The following is a 15,129-nucleotide window of genomic DNA, read 5'->3' as shown; positions in this document are numbered from 1 at the left end:
CCTTCCGCCCTCCCGAACCGCCGGGTAACGGCCGACGACGCAGTGGCAAGATAAGAGCCAGTGCGCACACCTGCCTGCGCACCCGCGAGGCCGCGGCGCGACCCGCGGTCACACGGGCGATGACGCCGAGGAAAGGTGCCTGCCGGCATGACGCAGTACGTCTACATGTTCAGCGAGGGAAACCGCGACCAGAAGGATCTGCTTGGCGGGAAGGGGGCCAACCTCGCCGAGATGGTCAACATGGGGCTGCCAGTCCCGCCCGGTTTCACCATTTCGACCGATGCCTGCCGCGAGTACCTAAAGACCGGTGAGGTCCCCGCCCAGGTGCGCGTCCAAGTGACCCGTTGCCTACGCGGCGTCGAGGACCAGATCGGTCGCCGGGTCGGCAGCAAGGACGAGCCGCTGCTCCTCTCGGTGCGCTCGGGGGCGAAGTTCTCCATGCCGGGCATGATGGAGACCGTCTTGAATGTCGGCCTCAACGACCAGACGGTCCAGGCCCTCACCCGCTTCTCCGGCGACGAGCGCTTCGCGTGGGACTCTTACCGCCGCCTGATCCAGATGTTCGGCAAGACGGTGCTCGACATCGACTCCGACCTCTTCTCCGACGCGCTCGACGCCCGCAAGGAACTCGTCGGAGCGCAAAGCGATATCGACCTCGGCGTCCTCGACCTGCAGCGCATCGTCGAGGAGTACAAGCAGATCGTCGAGCGCGAGTCCGGCGCCCCCTTCCCCCAAGACCCGCGCGAACAGCTCGACCAGGCCATCGAGGCCGTCTTTAAGTCCTGGAACACCGAGCGGGCCCGGATCTACCGTCGCCGCGAGCGCATCCCGGACGACCTCGGCACCGCCGTCAACGTCCAGGCGATGGTCTTCGGCAACCTCGGCGAGGGCTCTGGCACCGGCGTCTGCTTCACCCGTGACCCCGCGAGCGGTCACTCGGGCGTTTACGGCGACTACCTGCCGAACGCGCAGGGCGAAGATGTCGTCGCCGGGATCCGCAACACCCTCGCCCTCGCCGACCTCGAGCGGCTCGACCCGACGTCGTACCGTCAACTGCGCCAGGCGATGCGTCGCCTCGAGACCCACTACCGGGACCTCTGCGATATCGAGTTCACGATCGAGCGCGGGCACCTTTGGATGCTGCAGACCCGCGTCGGCAAGCGCACCGCTGCCGCCGCCTTCCGCGTCGCGACCCAGCTCGTCGATGAGCAACTGATCACGATGGACGAGGCCCTCGAGCGGGTGACCGGGGACCAGCTGAACCAACTCCTCTTCCCCCAGTTCGACAAGGACGCCGAGCGCGACCTCCTCGCGGTCGGGATGGGCGCCTCCCCGGGTGCCGCCGTCGGCGAGGTCGTCTTCGATAACGCCACGGCAATCGCGCGGACCGAGGCTGGCGCCGATGTGATCCTGGTGCGCCGGGAGACCTCTCCCGAGGACCTGCCGGGCATGGTCGTTGCCGCCGGTGTCCTCACCGCGCGCGGTGGCAAGACCTCCCACGCCGCCGTCGTCGCCCGCGGCATGGGCATGTGCGCGGTCGTCGGCGCCGACGAACTCGCCGTCGATGTCCCGAAGCAGGAGATCCGCGTCGGCGAGCGGGTCATCAACGCCGGTGACGTCATCGCGATCGACGGCAAGACCGGCGAGGTCTTCCTCGGCGATGTCTCGGTCGTCGACTCCCCGGTGATGACCTACATCGCCGAGGGCATGGACGCCGCGATGGAGCAGGTCGGCCAGGACGAAGAGGTCCGCGAGCTCGTTGAGGCCGTCGACCGGCTGCTGACCCACGCCGACAACCGCCGCCGCCTGCGGGTGCGCACCAACGCCGACACCGGTGAAGACGCCCAGCGCGCCCGCGCCCGTGGCGCCGAGGGCATTGGCCTCTGCCGTACCGAGCACCAGTTCCTCGGTGAGCGCCGCGTCTTCATCGAGCGGGTCATCCTCGCCAAGGACGACGCGGACCGGCAGGCCGCCTTCGACGAGTTGCTCCCGCTGCAGCGCGCCGACTTCGTCGAGTTGCTGACCGTGATGGACGGTCTGCCCACGACGATCCGGCTGATCGACCCGCCGCTGCACGAGTTCCTCCCGAACATCACCGACCTGTCGGTCAAGGTGGCGCTGGCCGAGGAGCGGGGCGAGTCCGGCCCTGAGGTCGACCGGGATCGCGAGGTCCTCGAGGCCGTGCGCGCGACCCACGAGCAGAACCCGATGCTGGGCCTGCGCGGCGTGCGTCTCGGCCTGAAGTTCCCCGGCCTCTTCGCGCTGCAGATCCGCGCGATTGCCGAGGCCGTCGTCGAACTGCGCGGCAAGGGCCTGGACCCGCAGCCGGAGATCATGGTCCCGCTCGTCGGTTCGGTCCGGGAGTTGGAACTCGTCCGCGAAGAGGCCGAGGCGATCCTCGCGGAGGTCGGGAAGGACGCGGGCGTCACCCTCGACCTGCCGATCGGGTGCATGATCGAGCTCCCTCGCGCCGCGATGACTGCTCACCGGATCGTGCGGTCGGCGGACTTCTTCTCCTTTGGCACCAACGACCTCACCCAGACCACGTGGGGCTTTAGCCGCGATGACGTGGAGACCGAATTCTTCACCGATTACTACAACAACGGAGTCCTCACGATCTCCCCCTTCGAGACGCTCGACCAGTTCGGTGTTGGCTCGCTCGTCGACGCGGGCGTCCAGCGCGGTCGCTCGGTCAAGCCCGAGCTCAAGACCGGTGTCTGTGGTGAGCACGGTGGCGACCCCGAGTCGATCCACTTCTTCCACGACCACGCCCTGGACTACGTCTCCTGCTCCCCCTTCCGCGTCCCGGTCGCGCGGCTGGAGGCAGGACGCGCCGCGGTGATGGAGGGCAAGTCCGGCCCGGGCGCCAGCGCCTGATCAGCGCCGCCTCTTAAGAAGGGGGTCTCCCGCTCGCACCACGCGACGGGAGACCCCCTTCTTATGCGGCCCGCGTCAACTAGCGCACCGGTTATCGCCAAGCGCCGCGGATATAACCGCGCCCACCGACAGTTAACGCGTCAGGGTGAGGTGGGCGACGTCGAGGTAACCCGCGGCGAAACCGGCCTCGCAGTACGCGAGGTAGAACTCCCACTTCCGCCGGAACTCCTCATCGAAGCCATGCCCGGCGATCTGCGGCCACTGCTCGTCGAACCGTTGCCGCCAGCGCCGCAGGGTGTGCGCGTAGTGCTGCCCGAAGGTGGCCGAGTCGGTGAGGCGAAGGGAGGTGTGCTCGGCGCAGACTTCCTCGATCGCCTGCTCGGACGGGATCAGTCCGCCCGGGAAGATGTGCTTTTGAATCCACCCATAGGAGCGCCGGGTCGCGAGGTAGCGCTCGTGCGCCATCAGGATCGCCTGGATCACCGCGACCCCACCCGGCGCGAGGCGCTCGTCGATGGTCGCGAAGTAGGCCGGCCAATACTCCTCACCGACCGCCTCGATCATCTCGACCGAGACCACCGCGTCGTACTGACCGGTGGATTCGCGGTAGTCCTCGATCCGCACGTCGATCCGGTCGGTGAGGCCGGCCGCGTCGATCCGCTCCTGCGCGAGCGCGGCCTGCTCCCGGGAGAGCGTGAGTGTCGTGACCTGCGCCCCACGGCGGGCGGCCTCGATCGCGAGGGCCCCCCACCCGGTGCCGATCTCCAGGACGCGACTCCCTTCGCCCACTCGCGCGAGGTCGAGCACCCGCCCGACCTTGCGATACTGCGCCTCTTCGAGCGACTGCTCCGCCCACGGCGTCGTGTCGTCGAAGAGGGCGCTGGAGTACATCAGGCTCGGGTCGAGGAAGGCTTCGAAGAGGTCATTGCTGAGGTCATAGTGCGCCTCGATATTGCGCCGTGAGCCCGCGAGCGTGTTGCGGTGGCCACGGGGGATCGCCCGGTCGACGACCCCGCGCATCCGCAGCAGGCTCGGCGGGATCGCCGAGGTCATGCGTTCGGCGAAGGGTTGCAGCACCTCGACGAGATCGGTACCTGGGGCGGCGCGCCACTCCCCGGCCATGTAGGCCTCGCCGAGCCCGATCTTCGGGTGATGGGCGAGGCGCTCGAAGGCCGCGATCTCGTCGACGATCTCAATCTCCGGCAGTCGCGGGTCATCGCTGCCCATCGCCCGACCGCCGGGCAGCACGACGCGCACCGGGACCCGCGCGAGGACCCGACCGACGATCGCCTGGGCGAGGTACCGCCGCAGGCACCACTTCTCCAGCGACGGTCGCCGCAGGCAGATGGGCTGGCTGATCGTGGTCACCGGACGGACTCCTCGTCATGGCTAGGGCGGACTCGCACCGGCAGGCGCCGCAGCCACAGCCAGATCCCGTGCGCGCGGATCAAGGCCTGAGTGCGGTAGGACCCGCCGGGTTGAGTGAGCCGGACTCTCGCGAGCCGGGCTGGGGTGAGTCTTGCAGGTCGCCCGCTTACCGAGGCGGAGAAGAGGGGGCCGTCGTCGGTCTCGAGCGCGATGCTCACCGCGACCCGGTCGGGACGCAGGGTCGTGCGGATCCGGTAGCGCCCTTCGACATCGTTGAAGGGGGAAACGTAGAAGGCCTTATCGGTCTCGCTGCGCCCTTCCGCGTCGGGATCAAGCAGGTAGGCGTGGCGCTCACCGTAGGTGTTGTGGACTTCGGCGACGATGGCGCGCACGACGCTGTCGGTCGTGATCACCCAGTAGACGCTTAAGGGGTTGAAGACGTAGCCCGCGGATCGGGGTTGGGCGAGCATCAGCACGCGGTCGCTCGCGTGCAGCTCGATGCCACGCCGCGCGAGATAGCGCCCCAGATCGCCCCGGATCCCGCCCCCGAGACGTCCGGCATCCAGGTGGTCCGCCGGGTCGAAGCGCACTCCGCGGCGCAGCAGCGCGCTCGGCCCCGTCCAGGACCCGAGGGCTCGCTCCGCAGGCTCCCTCTCGTCGCGATCGGGCAGGTCGACGAGCCAGGCGTGGTGGCGATAGACGAAGCGGTGCTCCACCGGAGCCCGCCGCGCGTGGCTCACCTTCCCGACGACGAGCGCGGGGACCTCAGGCGGAGTCACCCGCAGCGCGGTCGCGGTCACGGATCGACGCCCCAGCCCGCGCCGAAGGCCGCGGCCGCCTCGACCCCCGAGCGGCAGCCGTCCTCGTGGAAGCCCCATCCGTGGTGCGCCCCCGCGTACGCCGTCGTTGACGACGTCAACTCCCCCAGGCGCCGCTGCGCCCGCAGCGCCGGACCGTCGTAGATGGGGTGCGTGTAATCCATCTCGGCGATGACCTTCGAGGGATCGATGAGGTCGCCGCCGTTGAGGGTGACGAGGTAGGGACGCTCCTCCTTCGGCAGGTCGTGGAGCTGGTTCATCCAGTAGGTGACGACCGGAGGAGCATCTACGTCGCGGCCCGGGACGCGGTAGTTCCAACTCGCCCGCGCCCGCTCGCTCCGAGGCAGCAGGGAGTCGTCGGTGTGAAGGACCGCGTGGTTGATCGAGTAGTGGAAGCCGCCGAGCACCTCGCGCTCGACCGGGCTCGGGTCCTCCAGCATCCGCAGGGCCTGGTCCCCATGGGTCGCGATGACGACCCGATCAAACGACTCCTGACTCCCGGACTCATCGGTGATCACCACCCCGCCACTCACTGGGCGCGCGACGCCGGTGACCGCCGCTCCAACCTTGATCGTTGCCCCGGCGCGGATCAGTGCCGCCTCCACCGCCCGGACGTAGGTCTGCGATCCGCCGGAGACCGTGTACCACTGGGGCGATCCGGTGACGGTCAACATGCCGTGCCGTTCGAGGAAGGTGAAGAGGCTGCGCGCCGGGTATCGCATCGAGGTTTGCGAACCCGAGGACCAGACGCAGGCGACCAGCGGCATCGCGTACCAGCGGACGAAGTCGTCAGAGAACCCATGCGCGGCAAGCCAATCGCCGTACATCGTCAGGTCGCTGTCATCGCTCGTAGCGAGGAAGCGCTCGGCCAGGCGGTGGAAGCGCTTGACCTGGGTGAGCATCCGCACGAACCTCGGGCGCAGGAGGTTGCGGCGCTGCGCGAAGATGCCCCCCGCGCCCGAGCCCCCGGCGTACTCAAGGCCTTCATCGGCCACGCTGATGCTCATCGACATCACCGTCGGCTGGCGCGGGATGTCGAGCTCGGCGAAGAGGCGCAGCAGGTTTGGGTAGGTGCGCTCGTTGTGCACGATGAAGCCGGAATCGATCCCGAGCGGCTCACCATCGACGCTCGTCAGCGCATGGGTGTGGGCGTGCCCGCCGAGGCGCGAGTCGGCCTCGTAGAGCGTCACCCGATCACGGCTTCTCAGCAGGTACGCGCTGGTCAGCCCCGAAACCCCCGACCCGATGACCGCGGTGCGTCTGCTCGGGGTATCTGCCATGCCCGTCATTGTGTCGCGTCGCGGTCGGTCACTGGAGAAGGGGGACCACCCGCGCCACGGCAACCGTCGCCGCCGCCGTGCTGGCACTGATCACGACGCCCCAGGCCAGATCGATCGGCACCAGCGCGGACGGGAAGCCCTCGAGGACCGCGAGGTTCGTCAGGGTCCAGGTCGCGTAGGTGACCAGGCCAAAGATCGCCCCCTGCAACAGCGCTTTCGGGACGCCCCCATCGGCGACGGCGGGGTGGATGACGAAGTGGACGAGGCCGGCGATGAAGATGACATAGAAGAGGAGTGCCGCCGTCATGTTCGGCTTGTCCGCCAGCATCGACCCGAGGTGCTTGTCATAGAGCGGGCGGCCGATCTTGCCTAGCCACAGCCAGTCGAGCACCCCAAAGACCACCGCCGCGACCACGCCCTGTCCGATCCAGGCGATCATCACTGCCCCCTTCGTCCGCTGGCGCCAAGGACCTGGTGGAGCCAACTCTGTGGCCCTGCCCAGTCCGGATCCGTCGGCCAACTCACGCTCGCGGGGAGCCCGCCATTAGCCCCCTCACCATCGAGGCCAGCCGGGTCGCGAAGGGCGAGCCGGATGGCGTCGCGGACACCAAGCCGGCCAGCCAGTTCCGGCCGCAGGGTGGCGAGGTCGTCTTCCGAGCAGACGGCGTTATGGATCAGGGAGCCGACGAGCGGCTGCGCGACGCCGGTCGGGACCGGGGTGACCAGCCCAACCCACAGGCTCGCGAGGCGCGGCGTGAGGACGGGTGCGGTGACGATGACCCGAGGTCGCAAGCCAGCGGTCTTCGCGTAGGCCTGCATGAGGTCGCCATAGGTGAGGACGTCAGGCCCTCCGATATCGAAGGTCCGGTTGTGCTCGGGCGGCAGGTCGGCGGCGGCCGTCAGGGCGGCGAGGACATCGTCAACGGCGATGGGCTGAATCGTGTTGTTGAGCCACTTCGGCGTGATCATCGCCGGCAGGCGCGTCGTGAGATGCCGGAGCATCTCGAAGGATGCCGACCCCGTCCCGAGGATCACTGCCGCCTGCACGACGGCCGCGGGCACTTCGCTCGCGAGGAAGATTTCCCCGACCTCCGCCCGGGAGGCGAGGTGCTCACTCATGTCGTTGAGATCTCCCGGCGGACGCACGCCGCCGAGGTAGACAATTCGCCGCACGCCTGCCTCGGTCGCCGCATCGGCGAACCCGTAGGCCATCTGGCGGTCCCGGCGGCGGTAATCGCCCTTCCCATCCATCGAGTGGAGGAGGTAGTACGCGACATCGACGCCGTCCATCGCGCGAGCGAGGGACGCCGTATCCGTCGCGTCGGCCTCGATCACATCCACCTGGTCGCGCCAGGGAGCCTTCGCGACGCGGCTCGCCGAGCGGGTGAGAACCGAGACTTCCCAGCCCGCGTCGAGCAGGACCGGGACGAGCCGCGATCCGATATATCCAGTGACGCCGGTGACCAGCGCTCGGCCAGGATTCGAGGCGGTAGGGCCTGATGGTGCCATCGATCGACTCGCTTCTTAGAGGAGGTTGAATAGCGGGGGCAGGAGGAGGAGCATCCCGAGCGACCACACGAGGTGCGTGATGATCGGGCCGAGGATGCCGCCGGTGACGCGGCGTTGGAGACCAACGAGCAGCCCGAGCAGGGCGGCGGCAAACGCCAGCATCGGGTTGCCGGTCGCGAAGGTCGCGAGGGTGTAGGCGATGGTCGTGATGGCCACGGCGTGTTTGCGACCGACCGCCGCATAAAGAGCGCCGCGGAAGTACAGCTCCTCGGCGATCCCGTTGATCGCCGTGATCGCGATGACGAAGGGCAACGAGCCAAACCGCGCGTGGTCGAGCAGCCCGTCGACCGGCCCCCTCAATGCGGGAACCTTCGCGACGACGAACGCCCCGAGGAGGAAGAGGCCAAGCAGGGCGAAGCCCAGGATGAAGGCTTGGACGTACGGCCGGTCGGTCCCCCCTTCCCGGGTGTGCGCATGGCCAAGGTGGAGCCGACCCGAGGCGAAGGCTCCGCCACCCCAGACGACCGCCAAGATCACCGTCGAGACGTAGAAGCGAGGGTCGCCCGGCTGCAGGCGAAGGGAGAAGGCGAGGACGGCAGCGCCGAGCACCAGCGTGATCCCGGCGACGATCCGGCGTCGGCGGAAGGCGGAGTCCGGCTCGGAGTGATCACGTGGGACCGGGTTGATCAGCGCGGCGTGCCCGAAGGCTTTGAGTTCGGCGATCGGCCCGCGCCGGGGAGACCCACTATCCATACTCGACCTTAACCGTGCGCGGGAAGGGCGACGGTGTCGAGATAGGTCACGGCGTCGGCGAGGTCGAGCGGCAGGACATGGACGTCCTCTACGGTCTGTTCGACCCGCGTCGAGGCGGGACCACCGAGGTAGACCGGGGCGCGGCGAGCGAGTTGGCCGACCGCCGTCAGATTGGCGGCGAAGGCCGTCGGCCTGGTCGCGGCGAGGATGCACACATCGGGCCTGACCGTGCGCAGCGCACTCCCGATCGCGGGCCACGGGGTACTCGCGCCAAGCACGACCGTAGACCAGCCTCGCTCCTGGAGGAGCAGGGACGCCATGAGGAGAGGCAGATCGTGCAGTTCTCGTGGAGGGCACGCCAGCAGCGCGGTCCGGGCGCTAGCGGTCGGCTCGTAGCTCGAGCGCCGATCGAGTTCGGTCGCGATCGCTCGGGAGAGCAGATGCTCGTGCATGACCCCCAGTCGCCCACTCGCCCAGTCCTCACCGATGCGGTGCAGGGCGGGGATCATCACCTCGGTCACAGCGGCGGTGACCCCGAACTGGTCCACCGCGGCGTCGAGGGAGGAGCGTAGGGCCACCTGATCGAGCCGACCGGCGGCATCAAGGATCGCCCGCGCAGGGTCAACTACCGCCTGAGGGGTCACATCGCCCGACGCTAGCCCTCCGCCGGTCGATGGAGTACCCCCAGGGGGGTGGCGCGCTGGAGAAATGGTGGTGCGCTCGGTCACACCCCCGGATACGCGTCAGGGACGAAACGCGTGAACTCGCGTTTCGTCCCTGAGAGATGGTGCGACGCAGCCTGGCTGGATGACCCAGGTCTTAGCCCGAAGGGCGAAGGGTGGTCGTCAGCGGCTGGAGAGGTTGGCGTGGTGGCGGTCGGCCATCGAGACCTGGTGGCTCGGGTACTTCGCGAGCGACTCCTTGCGGGCGGGGGAGACGATGGTCTTACGGGCCCGACGAAGGCGGGACGCCTTGTCGTCTTGGCCCATGACGTTCAGTTCGGCGGCCATCCGCTTCATGTCGGCGTCGTAGCCGGCACCGGTGTGGCGGGCGGTCCAAATGCGGCGGTCAATCACGGTGTTCATCCAGGCGCTGTACCAGTTCATGTGATTAATCGTCCTCGCCGCGTTCCTAAAGGACAAGTTGCTTTTTCTTAATGACCTTTAAGCGCTGCTTAGGTATTCTGGAGGGGTGATCGACCCCTCCAGGCTGCGAATCTTCCTGTCTGTCATGGCATCTGGCTCAATGAGTGCCGCCGCGAGCCATCTCGGCATGACATCTTCTGCCGTCAGTCAACACATGTCTGCACTGCAAAAGGAGACGGGCCTCACCCTCTTTGAGCGCCGCGGACGCGGAATCGAGCCGACGGCGGCCGCTCACACGCTCGCTCGCGAGAGCGAAGGGCTGCTCGCGGAGGTGCGCCGGGTGGACTCGGTGGTCGATGAGTTGCGCGACGGGACCAAGGGATCGCTCTCGATCGGCTACTTCTCCTCGGCCGGATCGGCGTGGATGCCGCGCCTCGCCCGGCAGTTGCTCACCGAGATGCCAGACCTCACCTTGCAACTCGTCCTCACCGAGGCCTTCGCCCCGGGCGATGGCCCACCGGTCGACATCGACATCGTCCCCGATGACCCGGCCTCCTCGATTCGCCCTGGGCACCACGTCACACCGCTCGTCACTGACCCCTTCGTCGCACTCCTCCCGGTCGACCACTCGCTCGCCCGGCGCCGCCGCGTCGCGATGGCCGAACTCGCCGACGAGACCTGGATCAGCAATGACATCGCCGCCGGGGTCACCCACTCGATTTTGTTACGGGCCTGCCGGGCGGCCGGCTTCACGCCGCGTTTCGCGATCGAGGCGCAGGATCACTACTCCGCGATCGCCTTCGTGGCAGCGGGCGTGGGCATCACCGTCGTGACCGACCTCGCGAGCCGCGGTATCGCCCGCTCGGTTCGTCGAGTCCACCTCACCGAGCCCAGTCCCGTGCGCGACATTGTCGTGCTGACCTCCCCCACCGGGCAGGCCAACCCGGCGGCCCGCCGCGCGGTGCAGATCCTGACCGAGGTCGCCGCGTCGAGCGGGCGCAGCCGGCGGCCCCGTCCCGCTCGCGCCGACCGTCTCACCTGAGCATCGCGGGGCTAGGCTCGGCGCCATGAGCGACCAGGCGCGAGCGGACTTTGCGAACCTCTACCGTCACGGCTTCGCCCGCATCGCGGCGTGCACCCTGCCGGTCCAGCAGGTCGACCCCTTCGCCAATGCCAGCGCCATCGCGACGATGGTCCGCGAGCTCGACGCGAAGGGGGTGGCGCTCGCGGTCTTCCCGGAGCTCAGCCTCTCCGGTTACGCGATCGATGACCTCTTCCTGCAAGACGTCCTGCTCCGTGACGTCGAAGGCGCCATCGGGGCGCTCGCGGACGAGACTGCGGACCTGCTGCCCGTCGTGGTGGTCGGCGCCCCTCTCCGGCACGGCAACCGGCTCTTTAACTGCGCGGTCGTGATCCATCGCGGCGTCGTGCTTGGGATCTCCCCCAAGTCCTACGTGCCGACGTACCGCGAGTTCTACGAGCGGCGCCACTTCGCACCGGGCGATGACCAGCGCAGTGGTGACCGCGAGCCCAACGACTTCACCTTCGGCCCGAGCGCCGGATCCCTCGCTGGCGACCTCGTCCCCTTCGGGCCGGACCTGATCTTCGCCGCCGAGGACCTCCCCGATCTGCGGATCCACGTCGAGGTCTGCGAGGACCTCTGGGTCCCGATCCCGCCGAGTTCGCAGGCTGCGCTCGCCGGAGCAACCGTCCTCGTCAACCTCTCGGGGAGTCCCATCACGGTGGCGAAGGCGGACAAGCGCCACCTGCTCTGCCGGGCGCAGTCCACGACCTGCCTCGCCGCGTATGTCTATGCCGCTGCGGGCGAAGGGGAGTCGAGCACCGACCTGTCCTGGGATGGACAGACCATGATCTACGAGACGGGCACCCTCCTCGCGGAATCGGAGCGCTTCCCCGCCGGCCCACGGTCCTCGATCGCCGACGTCGACCTCGGCGGACTCATCCAGGAGCGCCTGCGCCAGGGCACCTTCGATGACTGTCGCCGGGCGCACGATGAGCAGGTCCGCGGGTTCCGGGTCGAGGGTTTCGTCCTCGATGCCCCGACCGGCGATCTCGGGCTGATGCGGCAAGTGGATCGCTTCCCCTTCGTCCCGGATGACCCCGAGCGCCTCGCCCAGGATTGCTACGAGGCCTACAACATCCAGGTCAGTGGGCTGGAGCAGCGGCTGCGTGCCATCGCGACCGACACCTGGTCCCCGAAGATCGTGATCGGCGTTTCGGGTGGCCTGGACTCCACCCAAGCCCTGCTCGTCGCGGCCAAGGCGATGGACCGACTGGAGCGCCCTCGCACCGACATCATCGCGATCACCATGCCGGGCTTCGCGACGAGCGCCCACACGAAGTCCAACGCCACCGAGCTCTCGCAGCGACTCGGGGTGACCTTCGAGGAGATCGACATCCGTCCGGCGGCGCTGCAGATGCTCAAAGACATGGGCCACCCCTTCGGCCTCGACCCCGACGCGGACCACGACCGCTCGGTCTACGACGTCACCTTCGAAAATGTGCAGGCGGGTCTGCGCACCGACTACCTCTTCCGCATCGCGAATCAGCGCGGGGGTCTGGTCCTCGGCACGGGCGATCTCTCGGAGTTGGCACTCGGGTGGTGCACCTACGGTGTCGGTGACCAGATGAGTCACTACGCGGTCAACACCGGAGTTCCCAAGACCTTGATGCAGCACCTCATCCGCTGGGTCATCTCCTCCGGGCAGTACGACAGCGCGACCGGTGATGTCCTCGCCTCGATCCTCGATACGGAGATCACCCCGGAACTCGTCCCGACGACGGGGGACGAGAAGCCGCAATCGACCGAGGGGACGATCGGGCCCTACGCCCTGCACGACTTCACCTTGCACCACGTCCTGCGGCGCGGGACCCGGCCGGCGACGATCGCCTTCCTCGCCGAGCACGCTTGGGCCCACGCCGAGCAGGGCGAGTGGCCGCCCGGCTTCCCGCAGGATTCCCGCCCGGAGTATGACCTCCCCGCGATTCGCCACTGGCTGGAGGTCTTCGTCCGACGCTTCTTCGCCAATCAGTTCAAGCGTTCGGCCCTGCCCAATGGCCCGAAGGTCCTCTCCGGCGGCACCCTCTCGCCGCGCGGTGACTGGCGGATGCCATCCGACGCGGTGGGTACGCGCTGGCTCGCTGACATCGAGGACAACGTCCCGACGAGCTGAGCGCCCCGCCCTGCATGGCGGTCATGACGGGGTGATATCGCGGCCTTGCTCCAGCAGCGCGGATGGACGGGCGAGCCGCACCCCTGTCGGCGGCCAGGGCTGTGCCATCCCGTTTCGCGGCTGAGCCCTGGCGTGGAGACTTTTCGCGGTGCCGCGCCCTCAGCTGGAGATTCGTGACGGCTATGACCGGTCGAACCCTCCACCCGAAGTGGATTAGGAGCACGGCTGGACGTCCATGACGACCTCGAACTCGAGCAGCTCGGCGTCGGAGGAAACAGACTTGCCTCCATGGCCCGCGTGCGAGGCGCAAATATCACCGTCACGCCAAGCAATGAAGCTCTCCTCGTCTTCTCCGAGCCGGAGAACTCACCTGGGCACCAACCGGATTCGAGGCCGCGGCGTCATAGAAGGTGACCGGCGACGCGCGAGCGCCCGGTCCCCTCCGATCACCCCACGCGTCGCTGACGCCTGCCCGGAAATGAGTCCTGCCATGCGCCGAATCACCCCCACTGCCATCGCCATTGCCGCGCTCTGCGCCGCTCTTGCTGGCGCCGCCCCGGGCGTTGCTCAGGCCGGACCGGCGCCTACGACTACTCCCGCCATCTCGGCGGCTCCGAGCGTGCAGCACCGTCAACCGGCCGCAGCGCGCCCGAAGCCGCGGCCGGGCACGAAGCGGGTGAACTGCGCTCGGGTCAAGTGCATCGCGCTGACCTTCGACGACGGTCCTGGGCCCGGGACCGAGCGGGTCGTGAAGGCCTTGCACGCGAAGGGGGCTCACGCCACCTTCTTCATGCTCGGCTCGAGCGCCAAGGCCCGTCCGCAGACCGTGCGGAAGGTCGCGCGGACGCGCGGGATGGAGATCGGTGCCCACACGATGACCCACCGCCAGTTGACCGGTCTCTCTGACTCCGCGATCCGCGCCGAAATGGTCACCAACCGGCAACAACTGACGCGACTGAGCGGTCGCCCGGTCCGCCTCGTCCGCCCGCCATACGGAGCTCGCAACGCGCGCGTCGACCACATCGCCAAGCAAGCGCGCCTCGCCGAGGTCCTGTGGAATGTCGACACCGAGGACTGGCGGAACCGGAGCACCGCGATCACCACCCAGCGTGCGCTCAGTGGTGCTCGTGCGGGTTCGATCATCCTCATGCACGACATCCACCCGTCGACCGTGCGCGCGGTACCGGGCATCGTGAACGCGCTCCAGCGACGCGGATTCCACCTCGTCACGGTGAGCGAACTCTTGGGCTCGACCCGGCCGGGCCGGGCGTACTACAGCCGCTGACCGAACCGGCTACGCTTACGCAGGGTAGGGCCCGACGTGGTCCGGTTGTGTTGTCTCCCATGGTGATTGAAGAGGATTGGCTGTGCGTCTAAGCCATGCCACCGCGCTCGCGGTGACCCTCGCGCTCGCCGTGGTGACCGCCACGTCTAGCGCGGCCGAGGCCAGCCCCCACGTCCCGGCCGTCGCCAAGGCGCCGGTCACCGCCGCCGATGCCCCCGGAGGCAAGGCGACCCCGACTAAACCGCGGCCAGTGCGCGACCTGTGGCGCCCGATCGCGTCAAAGGCGACTCTTCCCGGCGGGCTCGCGAAGGCCAACCGACCACAGCCCACGCCCCCGCCCCCGCCGACCGACTGCCGCAAGGCCAAGTGCGTGGCACTGACCTTCGACGACGGCCCCGGGCCGTATTCGGTAGGTCTCGCCCGCCAGCTCCACGCCCGCGGTGCGAAGGCCACCTTCTACATGGTCGGCCGGATGGTGAGCGAGGACCCGCGTGCGGTCAAAGCGATCGCGGCCATCCCCGGCATGGAGATCGGCGCCCACACGATGACGCACCCGGAGCTGACGAAGATCGCTCCATCGGTGGCCGAGCGCGAAATCGGCGCCAACACCCGGGCCCTGCGGGCGCTGGTGGGACCGTCGGTGCGAACCATGCGACCTCCCTACGGTGATCGGGATGCACGGACCGACCAGATCGCGGCACGTCACGGACTCTCGGTCATCATGTGGGATGTCGACACCCTCGACTGGCAGTCTCGAAGCACTCCGATCACGGTGAGCCGGGCCGTGAAGGGCGCGCGGCCCGGGTCGATCATCCTCATGCACGACATCCACGCCCCGACCGTGAAGGCGGCCCCCCGGATCGCCACCGAGCTCCAACGCCGCGGCTACACCCTCGTCACCGTGAGCGAGCTCTTCGGCACGACCAGACCTGGCCGGGTCTACACCAATCGCTGAGCGCT

General features: G+C 68.5%; 13 protein-coding genes. 5 read left to right on the top strand and 8 right to left on the bottom strand.

The window, feature by feature from the left end; genetic code table 11:
* Positions 1–147 precede the first annotated feature (147 nt).
* On the top strand, positions 148–2,877 hold the full coding sequence (ppdK, locus tag AB8K43_RS00695; protein ID WP_370890352.1) for a pyruvate, phosphate dikinase: 2,730 nt from the start codon (positions 148–150) through the stop codon (positions 2,875–2,877).
* Positions 2,878–3,009: 132 nt separating this feature from the next.
* Here ppdK and AB8K43_RS00690 read toward each other — a convergent pair whose 3' ends face one another.
* The 8 genes from AB8K43_RS00690 to AB8K43_RS00655 form a co-directional block, all read right to left on the bottom strand.
* Positions 3,010–4,245 (bottom strand): class I SAM-dependent methyltransferase, encoded by a 1,236-nt coding sequence (locus tag AB8K43_RS00690; protein WP_370890350.1) that lies wholly within the window; start codon positions 4,243–4,245, stop codon positions 3,010–3,012.
* Entirely contained in the window at positions 4,242–5,045 is an 804-nt protein-coding gene (locus tag AB8K43_RS00685) for a DUF1365 domain-containing protein (protein WP_370890349.1), read from the bottom strand. Before AB8K43_RS00685 ends, AB8K43_RS00690 begins: the two co-directional genes overlap by 4 nt.
* Entirely contained in the window at positions 5,042–6,343 is a 1,302-nt protein-coding gene (locus tag AB8K43_RS00680) for an NAD(P)/FAD-dependent oxidoreductase (RefSeq protein ID WP_370890347.1), read from the bottom strand. The genes AB8K43_RS00685 and AB8K43_RS00680 overlap by 4 nt, the downstream gene beginning before the upstream one ends.
* 28 nt (positions 6,344–6,371) lie before the next feature.
* On the bottom strand, positions 6,372–6,782 hold the full coding sequence (locus tag AB8K43_RS00675; protein ID WP_370890345.1) for a DUF2177 family protein: 411 nt from the start codon (positions 6,780–6,782) through the stop codon (positions 6,372–6,374).
* Positions 6,782–7,852 (bottom strand): NAD(P)H-binding protein, encoded by a 1,071-nt coding sequence (locus tag AB8K43_RS00670; protein WP_370890343.1) that lies wholly within the window; start codon positions 7,850–7,852, stop codon positions 6,782–6,784. The genes AB8K43_RS00675 and AB8K43_RS00670 overlap by 1 nt, the downstream gene beginning before the upstream one ends.
* Before the next feature lie 15 nt (positions 7,853–7,867).
* Positions 7,868–8,605 carry a CPBP family intramembrane glutamic endopeptidase gene (locus AB8K43_RS00665; RefSeq protein ID WP_370890341.1) on the bottom strand — a complete coding sequence of 246 codons (738 nt, stop codon included), beginning with the start codon at positions 8,603–8,605 and terminating at the stop codon, positions 7,868–7,870.
* Positions 8,606–8,613: 8 nt separating this feature from the next.
* Positions 8,614–9,249 carry a B12-binding domain-containing protein gene (locus AB8K43_RS00660; RefSeq protein ID WP_370890339.1) on the bottom strand — a complete coding sequence of 212 codons (636 nt, stop codon included), beginning with the start codon at positions 9,247–9,249 and terminating at the stop codon, positions 8,614–8,616.
* A gap of 201 nt (positions 9,250–9,450) precedes the next feature.
* Entirely contained in the window at positions 9,451–9,711 is a 261-nt protein-coding gene (locus AB8K43_RS00655; RefSeq protein WP_370890337.1) for a hypothetical protein, read from the bottom strand.
* Positions 9,712–9,796: 85 nt separating this feature from the next.
* Here AB8K43_RS00655 and AB8K43_RS00650 point away from each other — a divergent pair, with 85 nt between their 5' ends.
* From AB8K43_RS00650 to AB8K43_RS00635, 4 genes are all read left to right on the top strand, one after another.
* Positions 9,797–10,732, top strand: a complete 936-nt coding sequence (locus AB8K43_RS00650) for a LysR family transcriptional regulator (protein WP_370890335.1) — start codon at positions 9,797–9,799, stop codon at positions 10,730–10,732.
* 25 nt (positions 10,733–10,757) lie between these two features.
* Complete coding sequence (locus tag AB8K43_RS00645) at positions 10,758–12,884, top strand: NAD(+) synthase (RefSeq protein WP_370890333.1); 2,127 nt, start codon at positions 10,758–10,760, stop codon at positions 12,882–12,884.
* Positions 12,885–13,374: 490 nt separating this feature from the next.
* The gene (locus tag AB8K43_RS00640) at positions 13,375–14,169 is read left to right on the top strand and encodes a polysaccharide deacetylase family protein (protein ID WP_370890331.1); all 795 of its coding nucleotides are present in this window, start codon (positions 13,375–13,377) and stop codon (positions 14,167–14,169) included.
* 82 nt (positions 14,170–14,251) lie between these two features.
* The gene (locus tag AB8K43_RS00635) at positions 14,252–15,124 is read left to right on the top strand and encodes a polysaccharide deacetylase family protein (RefSeq protein ID WP_370890329.1); all 873 of its coding nucleotides are present in this window, start codon (positions 14,252–14,254) and stop codon (positions 15,122–15,124) included.
* The last annotated feature ends 5 nt before the right edge of the window (positions 15,125–15,129 follow it).

The organism is Janibacter sp. GXQ6167 (assembly GCF_041365945.1).
Lineage (GTDB): Bacteria > Actinomycetota > Actinomycetes > Actinomycetales > Dermatophilaceae > JBGFSK01.
This window is presented reverse-complemented; position numbering and strand designations above follow the sequence as displayed.

Bases quoted from the DNA above. Each gene is read 5' to 3' on its own strand.
- ppdK (WP_370890352.1), top strand. From the start codon at position 148: ATGACGCAGTACGTCTACATGTTCAGCGAGGGAAACCGCGACCAGAAG.
- AB8K43_RS00680 (WP_370890347.1), bottom strand. From the start codon at position 6,343: ATGGCAGATACCCCGAGCAGACGCACCGCGGTCATCGGGTCGGGGGTT.
- AB8K43_RS00675 (WP_370890345.1), bottom strand. From the start codon at position 6,782: ATGATCGCCTGGATCGGACAGGGCGTGGTCGCGGCGGTGGTCTTTGGG.
- AB8K43_RS00670 (WP_370890343.1), bottom strand. From the start codon at position 7,852: ATGGCACCATCAGGCCCTACCGCCTCGAATCCTGGCCGAGCGCTGGTC.
- AB8K43_RS00665 (WP_370890341.1), bottom strand. From the start codon at position 8,605: ATGGATAGTGGGTCTCCCCGGCGCGGGCCGATCGCCGAACTCAAAGCC.
- AB8K43_RS00655 (WP_370890337.1), bottom strand. From the start codon at position 9,711: ATGAACTGGTACAGCGCCTGGATGAACACCGTGATTGACCGCCGCATT.
- AB8K43_RS00645 (WP_370890333.1), top strand. From the start codon at position 10,758: ATGAGCGACCAGGCGCGAGCGGACTTTGCGAACCTCTACCGTCACGGC.
- AB8K43_RS00640 (WP_370890331.1), top strand. From the start codon at position 13,375: ATGCGCCGAATCACCCCCACTGCCATCGCCATTGCCGCGCTCTGCGCC.